Here is a 19,128-nt window from a genome sequence, read left to right as displayed (position 1 = left end):
TCCGGCTTTCAGCTTTCAGCTGAATTTATAGTCCTGCATGCGCAGCAATGGCCGTGGCGATCACCAGGGCTATTTCCTCTGGCTTGCGCTTGGTCGAGTAACGTGTGAGTTCGGGATGGGTCTCGACGAAACTGGTGTCGAATACGCCCGTGCGGAACTCCGGGTTGCGCAGGATTTCCTGGTAGTACTGCGTCGTGGTCTTGACCCCATGCAGATGCATGTCATCCAGCGCGCGCAACCCACGGTCAAGTGCTTCTTCCCAGGTCAGCGCCCAAACGATCAGCTTCAGGCACATCGAGTCGTAATAGGGCGGGATGCTGTAACCGGTATAGATCGCCGTATCCACTCGCACGCCCGGCCCGCCCGGCGCGTAATAGCGGGTGATCTTGCCGAAGGAGGGCAGGAAGTCATTCTTCGGGTCTTCGGCGTTGATGCGGAACTGGATCGCAAAACCCTGATGTTTGATGTCTTCCTGCTTTACCGAAAGTGGCAAGCCTGAGGCGATGCGGATCTGTTCGCGGACGATATCGATGCCGGTGATCTGTTCGGTAATGGTGTGTTCGACCTGCACGCGGGTGTTCATTTCCATGAAATACACTTCGCCCTCGGCCAGCAGAAACTCCACCGTTCCGGCGTTTTCATAGCCCACCGCCTGCGCCGCGCGCACGGCCAGATCCCCGATATAGGCGCGCTGCTCCGGGGTCAGCTGCGGGCTGGGCGCAATCTCGATGAGCTTCTGGTTACGCCGCTGGATCGAACAGTCACGCTCGAACAGATGCACGGTATTGCCATGACTGTCGGCCAGGATCTGCGCCTCGATGTGCCTGGGGTTGACGATGCACTTTTCCAGGAACACATCCGCCGAACCAAATGCCTTGGTGGCCTCCGAGATGACCCGTGGCCAGGCCTGTTCCAGTTCCTGTTGGCTGTTGCAGCGACGAATCCCGCGTCCGCCGCCGCCGGATGTGGCCTTAAGCATGACCGGATAGCCGACACGCTCGGCCTCCGAGAGCGCCTGTTGCAAATCGCTGAGGTTACCTTCGGTGCCGGGCGTGACCGGAACGCCGGCCTTGATCATGCTGCGCCGGGCCTCGGTTTTGTCGCCCATGCGGCGAATCACTTCGGCGGAGGGGCCGATGAACCGGATGCCGCGTTCGGCGCAGATCTCTGCCAGCTCGGCGTTCTCGGAAAGAAATCCATACCCGGGGTGCAACGCATCACAGCCGGTTTCCACGGCCAGATTGACCAGTTGACGCGGGTTCAGATAGCCGGCCAGCGGGTCGCTGCCAACGTTATAGGCTTCGTCCGCGCGCTTGACGTGCAGCGCGTAGCGATCCGCCTCGGCATAGATGGCGACCGAGCGAATATTCAGCTCGGCGCAGGCGCGGACAATTCTGACGGCAATTTCACCGCGGTTGGCGATGAGTATTTTCTTGATCATGGCCGTTCCTCCTGAGAGTGGTCGGTAGGGTCCTCGCTGCCGTCACGGCCTTGACGGGTGAGCACCTGTAATCAAGCTACGCCTGCACGCGCTCAGAGAGAAACGAATAATATTTGCACTAGGTATTAGTAATTACTAATGTATTACGCTGAGTTCACAACCTTTAAGGAATAGCCATGCGCCGTTCGCTGTGGCGTATCACCTTGCGTCAGCTGCAGGTGTTCCGTGCGGTCTGCCATACGCGTTCGTATAGCCGCGCGGCCGATGAAATGGCATTGACACAGTCTGCGGTCAGCCAGCAGATCCGGCAGCTGGAGGAGCTGGTCGGAGCGCCGCTGTTTGAATATGTTGGCCGCAAGCTGTATCTCACCGAGGCGGCCGACCATTTGCTCGAGGCGAGCGAGGACGTGTTTCAGCGGCTCGATAACCTGGACATGAGTCTGTCTACGCTCAAGGGCAGCCTGCGCGGCGAATTGCGCATTGCGGTTGTCAGCAGCGTTCAGTACCTGACGCCGCATCTACTGGCCGCCTTTCTGAAGCGTTATCCGGACGTCAGCTTCCGTCTCGAAGTGACCCGCCGAACGCAGGTGATACAGCGCTTGCAGGATAACCGTGACGATGTGGTGCTGATGGCACTGGTGCCGGAGGATCGGGCGCTGGAGTTTTTCCCTTTCCTGAATAACCCGATTATCGCTGTGGCGCGGCCGGATCACCCGCTGGCGGGGCGCAAGGACCTGGCGCTCGCGGAGCTGGAACAGCATGTGTTGCTTCAGCGCGAGCCGGGCTCTGGCACGCAGAAAGCGGCGGACGATTTTCTCGATGAAAAGCGTGTGCATCCCCGTCGCGTATTGCAGCTGGGGTCCGGCGATTCAATTATTCAGGGCGCGCTGGCCGGACTGGGCGTTACGCTGGTCACCCAGCATGCCGCGGCGCCCTTTCTGCGTAGCGGTGAGCTGGTACAACTGGACTTCCTAGGGTTGCCACTCTATCGCAGCTGGTGCGCCGTGCATGCGCGGGGCAAGCGCCTGAGCCCCGTGGCGGAAGCCTTTCTGGGCTTCATGCGGGAAGAGCGTGCCTTGATCAGGCGTTTGGCGGAGCACTTCAGTGGGCCGGCCGGCGCTGGAAGCCAGCCCCCAGGCTGACAGTATCGAGGCGGCATGCTTGAATGACTCAAAGCCTGTCCAGTGACGGCTGAATACCCAATAATGACGCGCCTTGGCTGGAACGCTGTTCCGCCGCCGCTCTGCCGTCTTCCAACACACATAAAGGAAACACGATAATGGGTCTGGTCCTGATTCTGATCGCGCTGATTGTCTTTATTGTCCTGGCGACAACGCGACTCAAACTGCATCCCTTCCTGGCCCTGCTCGGTGCCGCGCTGCTGGCCGGCTTCGCCTACCAGTTGCCGACCCTGGAGATTGTCGGGCACATCACCCGAGGCTTCGGTGGCATTCTCGGTTACATCGGCATCGTCATTGTGTTTGGCACCATCATCGGGGTCATCCTCGAACGCAGTGGTGCAGCTATCACCATGGCGGAATCGGTGATTCGCCTGCTGGGTGAACGCTTTCCCACGCTGACGGTGTCGATCATCGGCTATCTGGTGTCGATTCCGGTGTTCTGCGACTCCGGCTACGTCATTCTCAATTCGCTGAAAAACGCCCTGGCGGCGCGGATGAAGGTGTCGGTGGTGGCGATGAGCGTGGCACTGGCGACCGGCCTGTATGCCACCCACACCTTTGTGCCGCCAACGCCCGGGCCTATTGCCGCAGCCGGTAATCTGGGGCTGGAATCCAGTCTGGGGCTGGTGATCCTGGTGGGTCTGGTCGTGTCTTTCGTTACCGCCATGGCCGGCATGCTGTGGGCCAACCGCTTCATCGGCAAGGACATCGAACTGGAAGATAATGGCGCACCGATCATGGACAGCAATGACTATCAGGCGATGCGCGACAGCTATGGTCAACTGCCGAGCCCGGCCAAGGCCTTCGCCCCCATCTTCGTGCCGATTGCGCTGATCTGTCTGGGCACGGTGGCCAACCTGCCTGCCCGCCCCGTGGGTGAAGGGGGGCTGTATACCCTGATCGTTTTCCTCGGCCAGCCGATTTTAGCTCTGGCGATTGGTCTGGCGCTGGCCTGCACGCTGCTCAAATCGGACAACAAGCGACAGGAGCTGCATGACCGGGTGGCGCAAGGCATCGTAGCTTCGGCACCCATTCTACTGATCACCGGCGCCGGTGGTGCCTTTGGTACCGTGCTCAGTGCCACGCCGCTGGGGGATTATCTGGGCCAGACGCTGTCCTCCCTGGGCATCGGTCTGTTCATGCCCTTCCTCGTTGCTGCCGGGTTGAAGACCGCCCAGGGGTCGAGCACGGTATCCCTGGTCACCACCTCGGCGCTGGTGGCGCCGCTGCTCGGGCAACTGGGTCTGGACAGCGAGATGGGCCGGGTACTCACGGTAATGGCAATCGGTGCCGGCGCCATGACGGTATCCCACGCCAATGACAGCTTCTTCTGGGTGGTCACCCAGTTCAGCCGCATGAAGGTGGCCACGGCTTATCAGGCGCAGACGGTCGCCACCCTGATCCAGGGTGTGGTGGGCATGTTCACGGTATGGCTGCTCAGCCTGGTGCTGCTGTGATGAAACTGGTGATCGCCCCCGACTCGTTCAAGGAAAGCCTCAGTGCCGACGATGTGGCCAGCGCCATTGCCCGGGGCTGGCAGACGGTCTATCCCGACGCGGATATCCGCCTGTGTCCGATGGCCGATGGCGGCGAAGGCACCGTGGATGCGGTGCTGGCCGCCAGCGGTGGCGAGCGGCGCGAGCTGAGGGTGTGCGGTCCGCTAGGCCAACCGGTGCAGGCCCATTGGGGCTGGCTGGAGGATGGCCAGGCGGTGATCGAAATGGCGGCCGCCAGTGGTCTGCACTGGATCGAGCCGGCCCAGCGTGATGCCCGTATCACCACCAGCTACGGCACCGGGGAATTGATACTGGCGGCGCTGGATGCCGGAGCCCGGCGTATCATTCTCGGTATCGGTGGCAGTGCCACCAATGACGGCGGAGCCGGGCTGCTGCAGGCGCTAGGTGTGCGGTTGCTGGATGCCGCTGGCGAGCCGCTGGCAACAGGCGGCGCAGCCCTGATCAATCTGCAGCGCATCGAGCTGGACGGCCTGGACCCGCGCCTGACGAGTGTGGAAATGCTGGTGGCCGCGGATGTGGACAATCCGCTGTGCGGCCCGCGTGGCGCTTCCCATGTATTCGGTCCGCAGAAGGGCGCCACGCCGGAGCAGGTGGAGCAACTGGATCGGGCGTTGGGGCATTTCGCCGACGTTATGGCGGTCACCCTGGGTGAAGATTATCGTGAGGTTCCGGGTGTGGGTGCAGCCGGTGGCCTGGGCTTTGCCGCCCGGGCGGTACTGGGTGCCAGCTTCCGGCCGGGTATTGAACTGGTGGCGGAGCTGTCCGGGTTGGCCGCGGCGATGCAGGGCGCCGACCTGGTCATCACCGGTGAAGGTCGGCTGGATGGTCAGAGCCTGCACGGCAAGACGCCGGTGGGCGTGGCACGCGTCGCCCAGGCCGCCGGGGTGCCGGTGATCGCACTGGTCGGTAGCCTGGGTGACGGTTATCAGCGGGTGTACGAGGCCGGTATCGAAGCGGCATTCAGTCTGGCGCCGGGACCGGTCAGCCTGGAGCAGGCCATGGCCGAAGCCGACAGCCAGCTGCAATCACGCGCCGCGGACATCGCCCGGCTCTGGCGCCTGGCTGCGCGCTCCGTCTGATGCGGCGGCATGTGTCCTTCTTTGTCGAGCCCTAGGACCAGTGGCTGGAATCGCGCAGCTGGCTGCCGAGCAGGTCATGAAAGTCGCAGACCTGCTTGTGCAGGACCTGGCTGTCACGGTACTCCTCGATGGCTCGCCGATAGGCCATGCGCTTCTTGTCCTGCTCGAGTCGCCGTTGGCGGCGCAGGCTGCTGGTACTGTCGGTTGCATTGTCTGGATGGAACGCCATGGTGCATCTCCGTGCAGTGAGTAGCTGACGGTTCTATCCTTGATGACATCCATGACGTATCCATGACAAGGGGCCCGCTGGCGACGAACGGCAAGGTTGAAATGCCTCGCAGGGCGGGCCGAAGATCAAGCCTCGCGCAAATGCCTTTCCATCTCCTCTTCACGCTCCTTCGCTTCGATGGACAGGGTGGCTGTCGGGCGTAGAAGCAGTCGTTTGAGGCCGATAGGCTCACCGGTTTCGGCACACCAGCCGTAGCTGCCGTCGGCAATCCGGTCGAGGGCCTGGTCAATCTTGTCGAGGAGCTTTTTTTCCCTTTCCAGCAGGCGCAGCTGCCATTGGCGCTGTTCTTCGGCACTGCCGCTGTCAGCAATGTCGCTGCCCGGTTCGTATTCGCGTAGAGCCTGAAACTCGGCGTCGATGCGCACCTGCAGATCAGCACGCTGTTCCAGCAGCAGCTTCTGAAAGAACGCCAGCTGGCCCTCATTCATGTAATCGTCTTCGGGCTGGGCTAGTAATTGTTCGGTTGTGAGTGCTGTTTCGCTCATGGTAGTTGGCCTTGTTCAGGTGGCTTGAGGCTCATATCTGAAATGAATTGCCGGCTTAAGTTCCACTCGCAGCAGCTCAGCGGCTGGCAGACCGCAGCGATGCCAGCCGCGACTGCCAGTCACCGCCATTCACGCGGGCACATTCTTCCTCCGTATCAAAGCGGACATGGGCTTCGACTGTGTCGAGTGCAACGTCGGCTTCTTTCAGAGCCTCCGCGCTAAGCTGATACATGCGTTTGCCCTGGCCGGTCTCGAGTGCCCGGGTAAGATTCTCGCGGGTATCGAACACCCAGATGATTTGTAGACTGCCGGGGAACGCATAACGCTCCGCTTCATGGGTCAGCCATGAGAAGCCGACAATTTCGGCCTTGGCGGTTTCACATGCTTGAGTCAAAGAAGAAACGAGCCGTCGCTCGATCTGTCCCTGTTCGCGCTGACTGTTGATCATATTCACCTCGGTGACTGTCCTGTCTGATCGATTTTAGACCGTGGCTTTATCCAAAGGTGCCGGCTTGAGAGGTTATAGCGGCGGGGGCTGGTTGGTCGATGCCGCATAACCCGGCGTAGCGCAGGCGCGCTACACCCCCAGGGTGTGCTGCGGGCTGGTTCTCTGGGGTTGGCGTGCGCCTCGGGCCGCGTTCGGACTCGGCGACGGGTTTGCGTGCTGCTTGCGAGCTTGGCGTAGCGCAGGCGCGCTACACCCCCAGGGTTGGCATTAGCTGCCGCACCGTAGATAGACGAACACGAGCCGGATCAGGACGCGACGCCGATTTCGCGCAGGTAGTCTTCATAGGTGCCGCTGAAGTCGGTCACGCCATCTGCGGACAACTCGATAATGCGGGTAGCCAGGCTGGAGACGAATTCCCGGTCGTGGCTGACAAAGATCAATGTGCCGGGATAGTTATCCAGCGCCAGGTTGAGTGCCTCGATGGATTCCATGTCCAGGTGGTTGGTCGGTTCGTCCATGACCATCACGTTGGCCTTTTTCAGGATCATCTTGCCGAACAGCATGCGGCCCTGCTCGCCGCCGGAGATGACCTTTACCGATTTGTCGATGTCGTCATTCGAAAACAGCATCCGGCCGAGCGTGCCGCGTACCAGCTGCTCGCCACCCTGGGTCCACTGTGACATCCATTCGAACAGGTTGCAGTCGTACTTGAAATCATCGCCGTGTTCCTGCGCGAAGTAGCCCACGTCAGCGCTCTCTGCCCACTTGACGGTGCCGGCCAGCGGCTGCATTTCGCCTACCATTGTGCGCAGCAGCGTGGTCTTGCCGATGCCGTTGGGCCCGATAATGGCGACCCGTTCCCCGGCTTCGATCTGCAGGCTGAGGTTCTTGAACAAGGGCACGCCATCAAACCCCTGGCTGACCTGGTCCAGAATGACCGCCTGACGGTGCAGCTTCTTGTGCTGCTCGAAGCGGATGAAAGGGCTGACGCGGCTGGATGGCTTGACCTCGTCCAGCTGGATCTTGTCGATCTGCTTGGCGCGGCTGGTGGCCTGCTTGGCTTTGGACGCGTTGGCAGAAAAGCGGCTGACGAAGGTCTGCAGCTCGGCGATCTGCGCCTTTTTCTTGGCATTGTCCGATAGCAGGCGTTCACGGGCCTGAGTCGAGGCGGTCATGTATTCATCATAGTTGCCCGGGAACAGGCGCAGCTCGCAGAAATCCAGATCAGCCATATGGGTACATACGCTGTTCAGGAAGTGGCGGTCGTGGGAAATGATGATCATGGTGCTGTTGCGTGAAGTCAGCACGCCTTCCAGCCAGCGAATGGTGTTGATATCCAGGTGGTTGGTCGGCTCGTCGAGCAGCAGGACTTCCGGATTGGAAAACAGCGCCTGTGCCAACAATACCCGCAGTTTCCAGCCGGGCGCGATCTCGCTCATCGGGCCGTTATGCTGATCGAGCGGGATGCCCAGGCCGAGCAGCAGTTCGCCGGCGCGGGACTCGGCGGTGTAGCCATCCATCTCGGCAAATTCGGTTTCCAGCTCAGCGACCTTCATGCCGTCCTCTTCGCTCATTTCCGCAAGCGAATAGATGCGGTCCCGCTCGGCATGCACTTTCCACAGTTCTTCATGGCCCATGATCACCGTGTTCAGTACGCTGAAGTCTTCATAGGCGAACTGATCCTGGCGCAGTTTGCCCAGGCGCACATTGGGCTCGAGCATAACCTGGCCGCCAGATGGGTCCAGCTCCCCGCCGAGAATCTTCATGAACGTCGACTTGCCACTGCCGTTGGCGCCGATCAGACCGTAGCGATTGCCGCCGGTGAATTTGACAGAAACGTTCTCGAAAAGGGGTTTTGCCCCGAATTGCATGGTGATATTCGCGGTTGAAATCAAGATGAAGCCCTGCGGGAAAAGAGAGGAGTCGGTGCCGGCCGGCGTACAGAAGGGAGCACCGGAAAAGCGGACCGCGTATTGTACGGGCTAAACCCGATGAGTAACAGGCCGGGCCGATGAGCGCGCATGGCGGCTCGACTCGGGCAGGGGTCAGAGCACTATGCCGATGCCGCCGCACCCGAGAACGACCAGCCATGACGGTAGTTTGCAGCCGGTCAACGCGGTCAACGCAAGCAGTGCCAGGGCAAAATCCGCCGGGCTGTGGATAGCGCTGGTCCATACCGGATCGTACAGCGCCGCCAGCAACAGGCCAACCACCGCCGCGTTTATGCCCATCAGCGCAGCCTGCGCGCGCGGCTGGGTGCGCAGGGCTTCCCAGAACGGCAGTGCGCCAGCGATCAACAAAAACGATGGCAGAAATATCGCAAGCAGGGCAATTACGCCGCCAGGCCAGCCGCTGGGCGCATGGTTCATTGCAGCGCCGAGAAAGCCCGCGAATGTGAATAGCGGTCCGGGAACGGCCTGCGCAGCGCCATAGCCGGCAAGAAAGGTTTCGCCATCAACCCAGCCGGTCGGCACGACCTCCGCTTGCAGCAGGGGCAGCACGACATGGCCACCGCCAAAGACCAGGGATCCGCTGCGGTAGAAGGCATCGATGAGCGCCAGGCTTTGCGACGGAATCGCCCCGGCAAGCACAGGCAACCCGAGCAAAAGCAGCCCGAAAAGCGAAAGCCAGAGGGTGCCTGCGCCTCGACTCAACATGACCGGCAAGGTCTCATGCTTTGTATTCACCGCCGGCTTGAACAACAGCGTACCAATGATTGCTGCCAGTACGATCACCGCTATCTGGCTGAGCGGACTGTTTGCCAGCAATACTATGCAGGTCGCCACCGCCATCATGCCGACCCGCTGCCTATCCGGGCACAGATTGCGCCCCATGCCCCAGACCGCCTGAGCCACCACCGCCACGGCAGCAATCTTCAGTCCGTCCAGCATGCCGCCAGGCACAGCCTCGCCCCACTCACTTAGCCCCAGCGCAAAGGCGATCAGTAACAGCGCCGAGGGCAATGTGAAGCCGCACCAGGCAGCGAACATGCCCGGGTAACCGCCACGCATCAACCCCAGCGCCATGCCCACCTGGCTGCTGGCCGGGCCCGGAAGGAACTGACACAGGGCAACCACGTCAGCGTAGCTTTTTTCGCTGAGCCAGCGACGCCGGATGACGAACGCTTCGCGGAAATAACCGAGATGCGCCACCGGCCCGCCGAAAGAGGTCAGCCCCAGACGCAAAAATATTACGAAAATCTGCCAACTCCGTTCCGGTCGCTGGCGGGTTTCTCCAAGCATGCGTAGCCCCACAATGGTTAGTCGTGTGCCGCGTCCCGGCATCCCATCGCTCGCTCCCCGGCACCTGCGCTTTTGGATAAGCGCGGGTATCCGGATCGTGCAGCGGCTTGACCATGCGGTTGATGTAAACCCGCATACGCCTGTTTTTCAATTAACTGTTCGCAACCACGCCGTTATGAGTGGTGGCAAACCGGGCCAGCGCCTGCTCCATGATGTGCGCCTGTTCGGTTATCGACTCGCTGGCTACGGCGTTTTGCGTAACCTGTACAGCGCTTTGGCCCAGCAGTTGGCTGAAGCTGCCGATGCGTTCATTGATACCTGCGACAGCGACGGTCTGTTGCTCGATAGCAGTCGCGATTTCGCTGGTTTTTCCGCCCAGCTCATGCATTCCATCGGTGATGGCACGAAATGCCTTGAGAATGCCGCCGGCATGGGTCACTGCGGTTTCGCTTTCCGTCAGACTCTGGTTCATCATCGTTGCGGCCTGCCGGGCGGTGCGTTGTAAATCGCTGACCTGGCCGGCGATTTCCGCTGCGGACTGTTGCGAGCGGCGGGCCAGGTTGCGGACCTCGTCGGCGACGACCGCGAAGCCACGGCCATTCTCGCCAGCCCGAGCCGCCTCGATGGAGGCATTCAGTGCAAGCAGGTTGGTCTGCTCGGCAATCGCGCCGAGTATGTCGAGGATGTTGGTGATTTGCGCGCTGTCCTGCTCAAGCTGCTGCACCGCAGCCGACGTATCGCGAGCGGTGTTGGCTAGAACGTGCAGCGAGGCGATATTGGTCTCGACCAGACGAGCACCTTCCTCGACCTGCTGTTGCGCCAAGGCTGCGATACGTTCGCCGTGGCTGCAGTTACGGCTGACGTCCTGCATCGAGTATTCCATTTCGTCGATTGCCCCGGCGAATTGCGTAACGTGCGTTTGTTGCTGGTTCAATGAGCTGGCCGCCTCGCGACTGTTGATCGATAGCTGAGCAGAGGCGCTGGCGACCAACTCGCTGCTATGGCGGATCTGCTGGTTGAGCTGCTGAAAGCCTTCAAGCATTTCATTGAATACGTGCCCGGCCTGATTGATCTCATCGTTCCCGGTTTGCCTGAAGCGAGCGGACATATCCTTGGTGTCACGTACGTGTTGCAGCGTGTGGGTGAGCGCTTCGATGGGGCGCATGATGGCGCGCATCAAGGTCCAGGCCACTGCCAGGAAGGCGAGAACAATCGCTGCGGTCAGACCCAGCTCCAGGGTGCGAAAATGCACTGCACGCTGTTGCATAACCTGCTGGTTGGTCTGTAGCAAGCGATCGACTTCTGTGCGGAACAGGTCCAGGGACGCGTTCAATGCGACCCGGACACCCTTGGAATCATCAATCCCGAGTTGTTCGGTAACCAGCACCAGGTTCATGAAATGGTTTTTATATTGGTCAAACAGACCTTGCAGCAGGGGCAGGTTGGCCGGATCGTCAGCCCTGAAGTCGCGTGTCAGGTAACGCTTGATCTGCTTGTGCGTTTTCAGGAAGCGAGAAGACTGCGCGAGATCGCCATCGAGACGGAACCGTAACAGCGGGGCTGCCAACAGCTCGCTCTTGCTGATCAGCTCCGCGTCAAACTCCTGCTCGGTGACAACGGCGATCTGGCCAGAGACGTGGTCCAGCTCGCCAAGCAGGCCATCCCCCGGCTCGAAACCGATCCGCTCCCAATAACTCCGCATATGTTCGAAATGCGCACCGATCTCCGTCTGATACTGGATCAGACGGCCTATTTCCGCCTCGGCTTCAATCAGCCCCACGTCCTCCTGCAGAGCCTGCAGAACTGGCCAACCGGCATCCAGTTCAAGCAGCGATTGCTCGATCCGCTCGCCCAGGGCGGTGGATGGATCCCTGGCGAAAGCCGCGAGATCGGCTTCCAGACTGGCCATGTTGAACGCTGTTTTGCTGAGGTGCTGTTCGAGGCGCTGGAACCCGCGCTCGAGATGTTTGATATACAGCCCGCAAGCGTATAACAAGCAAATGCCAGCCAGCCCGAGGCATACCAGCATTATCGTTTTTCGCCTGATCGTCATCCTGTCCCCTGACCGCTGATTGAGATGCAGTCGGGATGGCGGCATTATGCCGCCATCCCCAGCCGGGGCAGTCTAGGAAGGCGTTATGACAGAGTGATGACCGACGGAGCGATCCGGTGTCAGGTGAGGTTGACCGACCCCATGGTTTGCCGGGAAAAATGGTAATCGCACAGATCAACCAGGGTCAGTTGATCCGGTGGCTCCCATCCGGCAATGCTGCTACCGGGGGTATAGCTATCAACGGTAACGCCAAGGTTTGCGATTGGCGCATCCACAGCTTCGGTGGACGGGTAGAACGGACCGCTTTCAAGCAAGCCTCTGAACACGACGCTGGCTTTGTTGAAGTCGCCGCGGCTGAGAAGTTTCAGTGCGATCTTGCATTGGTGAAGAACCGATATCACCACCCGGCGGGGGCGGTAGTATTTGCGCGCCACGAAGACTTCGTTGCGCACGTAATGGCGATGGTATTTAACCCGGTTGGGATTACGCTCGGCCATGATATCGATCGCCCCGTTTTCCTGGCGCAGATGTACCACCTTACTGCTTCCCACGACAAATCCAGGGGCATGTTCAGTGATGCGCAAGGTGTATTCGGTATCCTCGCCCCAGATGAACATCGAGGCGATCGGCAGCCCGTAAGTGGCCAGCGTACGCCGCGGAACCAGGATGGAGACGAAGGTGGCTCGGCGCACGGGTGCGATGCCGTGCTCAAGCGTCAGGGGCCAGTTTTCATAGGCGATACGGTTGGGGCGCTGGTCAATGCTCGGGGCGTTGGTTACCAGGCCGTGCTCGGTATAGGCGGTGGACAGCAGGAAGGCGGGTTCAATTGCCTTTTCGGCAAGTAACCTGTCGGCCTTGAGCAGCTGCTCCAGGGCATCTTCAGCGGGAATGACGTCATCATCCATCATCCACACCTGATCGGTGCCGCTCTGATATGCAAGGCGAAACCCTGCATTGAAACCTCCCGAGGCGCCAATGTTCTCGGAGAGACGGTGTATCGTCACATTGGGCAGGGACAGCTGACGAAGCATTTGCTCTGTGCCATCAGTGCTCGCATTATCGACGACTATAATCTCGTCACAGGGCCGGGACTGGCGACTGACCGCATCAAGGCACTGGCTCAGGAGGTCTTTCCGGTTGTACGTCAGAATTACCGCGGTGACCTTCATTTTCTTACCTCCCTATGAGTGCTGCGTGCAGAACGTGACGTCCTATCCTGGTGGCCACTTACCACCGACTGCCGATCTAGAATACCCACCGTTGTTGGCGGGCCGGAGTCTGTACCAATGGGTTGTCGGTCATGCGCAATGCAGGTGTAGCTGCTTCAACAGGCGCTTGAGACTGCCATTCAAAGCCGCTGACATTGGTGCCATGGTAGCTTGGGACCGCTGCTTCGGCCTGGTCGATATTGTTCTGAAAAATGAGCATCAACGCGGCTCCAAGCACGAGAGCAATTGCTGGTGAGACAAGCGAAGCCGGGCGATATTCCATTTTCGAAACTCCTTTGGTCGGATTTGTTAGTTTTATGCGCCCATAACTTTTGCAAGCCTCGTACCAAGTAGTGGTAAGTCATTTTGTGCTTATTTATCAATAAGATAGAAGAAGCGCCAGGTGTTAGGAGTATTGCATTTTGCACGATGGCCAGCGAATGGCCGTGCATTTGGCATGATTTGACTAGCGCGTCTGTGAGCTGTCGCACACTTGAGACGATTTATATGAAGACGAGAATTGAGATTCAGACATTGGAGAGGTGAGAGCGGCGGGAAGGCTTAGCGTTGAAGCGTGGAAAAACGGAGGCCGTGGCCTCCGTTTATGGTTGTGTTAGCTACGGCCGCCACCATGGCTATTCTGGCCGCCTTTCTTGCCGGCTTCTGAAGCCTTTTCGCGATCGTTTGCAAAGTTGCCACCGCTGTTGTGGCCGCCTTTTTTCCCTGCTTCCGACGCTTTCTCTCGATCGTTTGCAAAGTTGCCTGGGTTCTTATTGGTAGTCATGTGTCAATCTCCTCACTTGGTGTCAGGGACATACACGAACGACCGGATATCGATCGCTCTTGCAGAATTCGACCCTCGCGTTGTTTGAAGTTCCTGTTTTTGAAAGCAAAGCTAATTCCAATTCGTCGTTAAAATTCTTCTTGAAATAGCTGAATGGGAGTAGATACAAGCAGTGGCATGATCGAACGTCTGGTCAGATCCATCGGTGATGAGCGCAGCATGCGGCTGCAGCGCGATGTAACCGAGCGACAGCTGGCCGCTCACGCCGCTGAGCACATGGCCGTTACCGACCTGCTCACCGGTGTCGGCAACCGTCGCGGCCTGATGAAGCGGCTCGATCAGTCGATGCGGATCGTCGAAAGCGATCCGGGCTATAGTTGTGGTCTGGTCATGCTCGACCTCGACAGGTTCAAGCAGGCCAACGATACCTACGGCCACGCAGTTGGGGATAAGGTCCTGCAGCACGTTGCGTCGCTGCTGACCGAGCTGGGCCGTCAGTCAGATTATGTCGCCCGGCTCGGCGGCGACGAGTTCGTGGTGCTTCTGGAGGGCACGGCGCGGCGGGAAGATATCGAGCGGGTTCTTGATCGATTCCTGCAGCGAGTCAATGAACCTATCAGAATCGAATCCGGGGTCGAGGTCAGCATTGGCGCCAGCCTCGGCGTGGCCATTCTGAACCGACATGCACAATCCGCTGAGGACCTGCTGCAGCGCGCCGATAGCGCGATGTATCAGGCAAAACACTCCGGTCGCAACTGTTACCGCTTTCACAACGGCTGAAATGCCGTCGCGTGGACCAGGCAGAAAACGCTCAGCCGGGCGCGTGTGCCCTAAAAACGCCTGGTCTGCTGAATGGTTGTGAACTTTCCAGAGGGCTTCCTTTCGTAGTTGGTGAGGGCGGTATAACGCTCGGAAAACAACCGAGGCGGTACCGTATCCCTTTGATATTTAAGTGATGTTGCACTTGTCTAGAGGAGAGTTGTATGTCCAGTAAAGACAACATGAGCACAAGCCAGGCCGGTCAGAAGGGCGGTCAGAAAACCTCGCAAACCCACGACAAGGAATTCTATCAGGACATCGGTAGCAAGGGCGGCCAGAACAGCGGCGGCAACTTTGCCAACGACCCTGAGCGCGCCTCTGAGGCTGGCAGCAAAGGCGGCCAGAACAGCGGAGGTAACTTCGCCAACGACCCGGAACGGGCGTCGGAAGCGGGCAGCAAAGGCGGTCAGAACAGTGGCGGCAACTTCGCCAATGACCGCGAAAAAGCATCCGAAGCCGGACGCAAAGGCGGCCAGAACAGCCATAGCGGCGGCCGCAATAGCTGATGCAGCTGGGCGGGAGCACAGGCTCCCGCTTTTTTTGGTTGGGGATGTAGGTATTAATTTTTATGCCTCAACCGAAGCAACAGCCCCAGGTGCGGACTAGGCTAGGGATAACTTCCGTCGCAGACCGAGCCTGAATCAAGCATCACGATGGAGATCACCAGACCCGAGGATCGCCATGACGTCATATGTCGTTCATTTCACCGGCCCGATCAACTCATCGACTACCGGACAGCTCATCAGGAAATGCTCGGACGCGGTCAATAGCGAAGCATCCGAGCTGATCGTCAAAATTGCCACAATGGGTGGTGAGTGCAGCTACGGATTTTCGCTGTACAACTTTTTGATGTCTTTGCCCATTCCAGTGCATACCCATAATCTGGGGACGGTCGAATCCATGGGCAACATTATTTATCTCGCGGGCGAGCGTCGCACTGCCTGTAAACACAGCAAGTTCCTGTTTCATCCTTTTCACTGGACCTTGCATGGTTCGGTCGATCATTCGCGCATGTCGGAATATGCCATGAGCCTGGATTACGACCTTCAGATGTATGCGGATATCGTCCGCGAACGGACCGAGGATGTCGGCGACTCGCTGGATACCCTCAGTTATCTGACCGCAGCACCGCGTATCCTCAATCCGAGCGAGGCGATAGCGACCGGACTGGTCCATGAGGTCGACGAGCTGACAGCGCCGCGGGGCGCGACGATCTGTTGTATCCACGCCTGATTGAGTCGCTTCGAGCCACAGCAAGCCAGGGGTCCGGCTGAATGAGCCATGGCCGGCAACCAGGAGCGGACTCTCGGGGCATGACCATTCGATCCGGATGTCGCAGACTCCCAGCTGATCGGCAGAACATTTATCCAGACCCGGAGTCGCAGAATATATAGCCGTCAATCAGCGCGGCCGAGTACTGCCATGGCAAGGAGCGCCCACGATCGGAGACACCCCATGATCCAGTCCAGGCGTATCACCAGGTTCGGTTTACCCATCGCGCTCATTTTTGGGTTGTTGACTGTTTCTGGCTGTAGTGACTCAAACTCCAGCCCGGCAACGGCTTCGCAGGGTGATGGCCATGGCGGGGCGCAGGTTCAGGTCGAGCATCCGAGCGAACATCTGCGGGTGACGGAATTTCCGGGCGGTCTGGTCGCGGCGGATCTCTCCAGGTGGCGCGAACAGGTCCCCGATGTGAAAGACATCGAGATACCCGCCTCGGCTGACGGCGCTTCGCAGAAGGCGCTGTTTTATGACTCCGGTTCGGATCAGGAGAAACCGCTGCTGCTGGTGCTGCATAGCTGGAGCACAGACTATCTGCAGAATATCGATATCCCCATCGCGCAATTTGCGGTCGCCAACGATTGGGTGTTCATGCATCCGGACTTCCGCGGTCAGAATGACGGCCGGCCCGAGTCCACCGCCTCTGACCTGGTGATGTCCGACATGCAGGATGCCCTCGATTATGCGCGCGAGAACGCCAATATCGATCCGCAGCGGATCTACCTGCTGGGTTATTCAGGCGGGGCTATGAATGCCATGCATCTGGCCAGCCGTCATCCGGACGTGTTTGCCGGGGTGTCGTTATGGGTGCCGGTATATGACCTGATTGCCTGGTATCAGTGGAACGACTCGCAGGGTGCGAAATACGCCGGCGAAATTGCCGGCGCCTGCGGTGGCGCGCCGGAGCAAGGCACCGATGCCTATGCCGAGTGCCTGGAACGCAGCCCGCGGTCGCGATTACAGGACGTACGCGGTGAATTCCCGGTTCATATCGCGCATGGCCTGGGCGATGAGACCGTTCCGCCGGAGCAGGCATTGCGCGCCTTCAACGATCTGGCCAAGGAGGACGACAGGATCGCACCCGACCTGATCGAACAGCTGAACGCCGAGCGCAGCATCCCCGAGGCGCTGAGCGAGCGTTCGATTCATCAGGACGGCGACTATCCCCGGTTCGAAGAAGCAAACGCGAACGTGGTGTTACATCTTCAGTCGGGCCCGGCCGAACTGGTGATCTTTGAGGGGGAGCACGACATGCTCTATCGTCCGGGTCTCGATTGGCTGGCGCGCCAGCACAAGTGATAAGGCCAGCTTCCATGCGCAGTTTTTTCAATCCGATCCGTACTGCCTTGCTGGTGCTCAGCCTGATGACAGTGGGCATTCTGACAATCACCTGGCCAACCGACGCCGCTGCCCAGCAGGACTGGTCGACGGTGGTGGGGCCGGTGGAGGGTGAGCCCCGTATCATCGGGCATCACGGCGGTGCCTGCCTGATCGGCGCGCAGCAGCTGCCCGAGCAAGGCACGGGCTATCAGGCGGTCGATCTCGAGCGGCGTCGCCATTATGGACACCCCTCGCTGGTTGATTACATTCAGGCGCTCGGCCAGCGGGTGGATGAGGAAGGCTTCGGCCCGATACTGGTGGGCGATATGGCGCAGCCGCGAGGTGGTCCCATGTCCTATGGGCATGTCAGTCATCAAAGCGGCCTGGATGTGGATATCTGGTTCCGGCTTGATTTGCCGGCGCTGGAACCTGGTCGCCGAGAGAAGCTGGAACAGCCCATCCTGGTCGATCCGGAGACCGGCAGAATGGATCCTGAGCGCTGGACCGACAGGCACGCCGAGCTGATTCACCTTGCCGCGCTTGATGACCGTGTGGCGCGCATCTTTGTCGATGCCGCCGTCAAGCGGGATCTGTGTGAGCGCAACTGGGAAGACCGGAGCTGGCTGCGCAGGATCCGGCCATGGCCCGCGCATGACGAGCATCTGCATGTCCGTCTGCGTTGCCCTGCGGGTTCGCCGGAATGCGTCGATCAGCCTGCACCGCCCCCAGGAGAAGGCTGCGATAACATCCAGCCAACCCCCCGACTGGCGCGCGAATCCAGTCCGCGCCGCACTGTACCGGCAGCCTGTGAGGCCGTACTTGAGCAATAGCACGGTTCCAGAACGAGACAAGATGCTGCGTGGCGAACTCTATGATCCGCTGTCGCCGGAGCTGGTAGCCGCGCGGAACCGGGCGCGGCTGCTCACCAGAGCATTCAACCATACCAGTGATAGCGAGCAGGCCGAGCGTGACCGGCTGCTCCGTGAGCTGGTGCCTGACTGCGGTAGCGATGTGACGATTGAGCCGCCCTTTTTATGTGATTACGGCGATAACATCACGCTCGGGGACAGGGTCTTCTTCAATTTCAACTGTGTGATTCTGGATGTGGCGCGCGTCGTTATTGGCTCGAACGTGCTGTTTGGGCCGGGCGTGCAGGTGTATGCCGCAACTCACCCGATGAGCGCAGCACAGCGGCGCACCGGACTTGAGTCAGGCAAACCAGTCACCATTGGCGATGACGTCTGGGTTGGCGGCGGCGCTGTTGTCTGTCCGGGCGTAACTGTCGGTGCCGGTACCGTAATCGGCGCGGGCAGCGTGGTGACCCGCGACATACCGGCTGAGGTGTTTGCCGCGGGCAATCCATGCCGGGTGATCAAGGCCATTGCGGATTGAGCTGTTTAAATGGGCCTATCCAGACGTCGCTGCGAGCGTCTACGCGTCGCCAGGAAAACCGCCATAATCACACCACCGACCACCAGGAAGAACAGTATATTGAATATAGGCAGGGGCTCGTCCCGGGTGGTGGTGGCCTCGATGTCAGTGATGTTCGGAAATGTCGAGAACATCTGTAGCCGCCAGCCGTAATAGCGAATCAGCGCCAGCTGATTGCTGTTCCGCGAAAAATCCTGAGCGCGGGCTTGCACATCGGCGGAGTCGAACTTGAAATACCAGGGGAAGCCCCAGCCGGTATCTTCGTTACGGTACACCCGCACCTTGTTGCTGTCGGGATCCGCGGTATTGATGAAGTACATGTCGCGGGTAGGCCCTTCAGCCGGATTCTCGGCATTGACCACGCCGTCATCATCGACCCGTTTGACCTCAACGCCGGTGACATGCACAACGTCATGTTTTGGCAGTATGTAATGCAGGCCCAGCGCCGCGCTGATAACAAGGGCCACGATGACGACTGTGCCCAACCGCTTGATCCATCTCATCCGTCTACTCCGATCAATGCTTCTGAATATTCACGAGTGTAGAGGAT

The 19,128-nt window shown here is 59.7% G+C and carries 20 protein-coding genes and 1 pseudogene; 9 read left to right on the top strand and 12 right to left on the bottom strand.

Going from position 1 to position 19,128, the window contains the following annotated elements; translation table 11 throughout:
• Nucleotides 1-25: 25 nt before the first annotated feature.
• The gene (locus FZE95_RS05670; RefSeq protein ID WP_150299873.1) at nucleotides 26-1,441 is read right to left on the bottom strand and encodes an acetyl-CoA carboxylase biotin carboxylase subunit; all 1,416 of its coding nucleotides are present in this window, start codon (nucleotides 1,439-1,441) and stop codon (nucleotides 26-28) included.
• A 176-nt stretch (nucleotides 1,442-1,617) separates the two neighbouring features.
• Between FZE95_RS05670 and FZE95_RS05665 the strand changes: the two genes are divergently transcribed.
• The 3 genes from FZE95_RS05665 to FZE95_RS05655 all read left to right on the top strand — a co-directional run bounded on the left by FZE95_RS05665 (nucleotide 1,618) and on the right by FZE95_RS05655 (nucleotide 5,218).
• A complete protein-coding gene (locus FZE95_RS05665; RefSeq protein WP_150299872.1) occupies nucleotides 1,618-2,583 on the top strand; it encodes a LysR family transcriptional regulator in 966 nt (321 codons plus the stop codon).
• Between the two features lie 137 nt (nucleotides 2,584-2,720).
• On the top strand, nucleotides 2,721-4,079 hold the full coding sequence (locus tag FZE95_RS05660; protein WP_150299871.1) for a GntP family permease: 1,359 nt from the start codon (nucleotides 2,721-2,723) through the stop codon (nucleotides 4,077-4,079).
• The gene (locus FZE95_RS05655; RefSeq protein ID WP_150299870.1) at nucleotides 4,079-5,218 is read left to right on the top strand and encodes a glycerate kinase; all 1,140 of its coding nucleotides are present in this window, start codon (nucleotides 4,079-4,081) and stop codon (nucleotides 5,216-5,218) included. The genes FZE95_RS05660 and FZE95_RS05655 overlap by 1 nt, the downstream gene beginning before the upstream one ends.
• Nucleotides 5,219-5,249: 31 nt before the next feature.
• Here FZE95_RS05655 and FZE95_RS05650 read toward each other — a convergent pair whose 3' ends face one another.
• From FZE95_RS05650 to FZE95_RS05610, 10 genes and pseudogenes are all read right to left on the bottom strand, one after another.
• Nucleotides 5,250-5,447, bottom strand: a complete 198-nt coding sequence (locus FZE95_RS05650; protein ID WP_150299869.1) for a hypothetical protein — start codon at nucleotides 5,445-5,447, stop codon at nucleotides 5,250-5,252.
• A 125-nt stretch (nucleotides 5,448-5,572) separates the two neighbouring features.
• The gene (gene dksA, locus FZE95_RS05645) at nucleotides 5,573-5,992 is read right to left on the bottom strand and encodes an RNA polymerase-binding protein DksA (protein ID WP_150299868.1); all 420 of its coding nucleotides are present in this window, start codon (nucleotides 5,990-5,992) and stop codon (nucleotides 5,573-5,575) included.
• Between the two features lie 76 nt (nucleotides 5,993-6,068).
• Nucleotides 6,069-6,440: a hypothetical protein gene (locus tag FZE95_RS05640; RefSeq protein ID WP_150299867.1), complete on the bottom strand. Its 372-nt coding sequence runs from the start codon at nucleotides 6,438-6,440 to the stop codon at nucleotides 6,069-6,071.
• A gap of 305 nt (nucleotides 6,441-6,745) precedes the next feature.
• Complete coding sequence (locus FZE95_RS05635; protein WP_150299866.1) at nucleotides 6,746-8,335, bottom strand: ABC-F family ATPase; 1,590 nt, start codon at nucleotides 8,333-8,335, stop codon at nucleotides 6,746-6,748.
• 150 nt (nucleotides 8,336-8,485) lie between these two features.
• Nucleotides 8,486-9,682: a chromate efflux transporter gene (gene chrA / locus FZE95_RS05630; RefSeq protein ID WP_150299865.1), complete on the bottom strand. Its 1,197-nt coding sequence runs from the start codon at nucleotides 9,680-9,682 to the stop codon at nucleotides 8,486-8,488.
• Nucleotides 9,683-9,833: 151 nt separating this feature from the next.
• Nucleotides 9,834-10,724: a methyl-accepting chemotaxis protein gene (locus FZE95_RS20050; RefSeq protein WP_397387105.1), complete on the bottom strand. Its 891-nt coding sequence runs from the start codon at nucleotides 10,722-10,724 to the stop codon at nucleotides 9,834-9,836.
• Nucleotides 10,725-10,859, bottom strand: a pseudogene (locus tag FZE95_RS20045) (HAMP domain-containing protein); the annotation flags it as partial.
• 995 nt (nucleotides 10,860-11,854) lie between these two features.
• Nucleotides 11,855-12,904, bottom strand: a complete 1,050-nt coding sequence (locus tag FZE95_RS05620) for a glycosyltransferase family 2 protein (protein ID WP_150299863.1) — start codon at nucleotides 12,902-12,904, stop codon at nucleotides 11,855-11,857.
• Nucleotides 12,905-12,980: 76 nt separating this feature from the next.
• Nucleotides 12,981-13,226, bottom strand: a complete 246-nt coding sequence (locus FZE95_RS05615) for a hypothetical protein (protein WP_150299862.1) — start codon at nucleotides 13,224-13,226, stop codon at nucleotides 12,981-12,983.
• A 330-nt stretch (nucleotides 13,227-13,556) separates the two neighbouring features.
• Entirely contained in the window at nucleotides 13,557-13,727 is a 171-nt protein-coding gene (locus FZE95_RS05610) for a con-10 family general stress protein (RefSeq protein ID WP_150299861.1), read from the bottom strand.
• 153 nt (nucleotides 13,728-13,880) lie between these two features.
• On the opposite strand from FZE95_RS05610, the gene FZE95_RS05605 reads away from it, so the two are divergent.
• The 6 genes from FZE95_RS05605 to FZE95_RS05580 all read left to right on the top strand — a co-directional run bounded on the left by FZE95_RS05605 (nucleotide 13,881) and on the right by FZE95_RS05580 (nucleotide 18,539).
• On the top strand, nucleotides 13,881-14,507 hold the full coding sequence (locus FZE95_RS05605) for a GGDEF domain-containing protein (RefSeq protein WP_150299860.1): 627 nt from the start codon (nucleotides 13,881-13,883) through the stop codon (nucleotides 14,505-14,507).
• 203 nt (nucleotides 14,508-14,710) lie between these two features.
• Nucleotides 14,711-15,052 carry a con-10 family general stress protein gene (locus FZE95_RS05600; RefSeq protein ID WP_150299859.1) on the top strand — a complete coding sequence of 114 codons (342 nt, stop codon included), beginning with the start codon at nucleotides 14,711-14,713 and terminating at the stop codon, nucleotides 15,050-15,052.
• Between the two features lie 175 nt (nucleotides 15,053-15,227).
• On the top strand, nucleotides 15,228-15,779 hold the full coding sequence (locus FZE95_RS05595) for an ATP-dependent Clp protease proteolytic subunit (RefSeq protein WP_150299858.1): 552 nt from the start codon (nucleotides 15,228-15,230) through the stop codon (nucleotides 15,777-15,779).
• A 222-nt stretch (nucleotides 15,780-16,001) separates the two neighbouring features.
• Nucleotides 16,002-17,126: an alpha/beta hydrolase family protein gene (locus tag FZE95_RS05590; protein ID WP_223824980.1), complete on the top strand. Its 1,125-nt coding sequence runs from the start codon at nucleotides 16,002-16,004 to the stop codon at nucleotides 17,124-17,126.
• 14 nt (nucleotides 17,127-17,140) lie between these two features.
• The gene (gene mepA / locus FZE95_RS05585; protein WP_150299856.1) at nucleotides 17,141-17,977 is read left to right on the top strand and encodes a penicillin-insensitive murein endopeptidase; all 837 of its coding nucleotides are present in this window, start codon (nucleotides 17,141-17,143) and stop codon (nucleotides 17,975-17,977) included.
• Nucleotides 17,967-18,539 carry a sugar O-acetyltransferase gene (locus FZE95_RS05580; RefSeq protein ID WP_223824979.1) on the top strand — a complete coding sequence of 191 codons (573 nt, stop codon included), beginning with the start codon at nucleotides 17,967-17,969 and terminating at the stop codon, nucleotides 18,537-18,539. Before mepA ends, FZE95_RS05580 begins: the two co-directional genes overlap by 11 nt.
• 5 nt (nucleotides 18,540-18,544) lie before the next feature.
• Here the strand turns inward: FZE95_RS05580 and FZE95_RS05575 are convergent, their stop codons facing one another.
• On the bottom strand, nucleotides 18,545-19,081 hold the full coding sequence (locus FZE95_RS05575) for a DUF1523 family protein (RefSeq protein WP_150299855.1): 537 nt from the start codon (nucleotides 19,079-19,081) through the stop codon (nucleotides 18,545-18,547).
• Nucleotides 19,082-19,128: the final 47 nt, after the last annotated feature.

Source organism: Pseudomonas profundi, from assembly GCF_008638305.1.
Classification (GTDB): domain Bacteria; phylum Pseudomonadota; class Gammaproteobacteria; order Pseudomonadales; family Pseudomonadaceae; genus Halopseudomonas; species Halopseudomonas profundi.
Note: the sequence above shows the minus strand (reverse complement) of the source record. Positions and strands in the feature narration are given on the sequence as shown.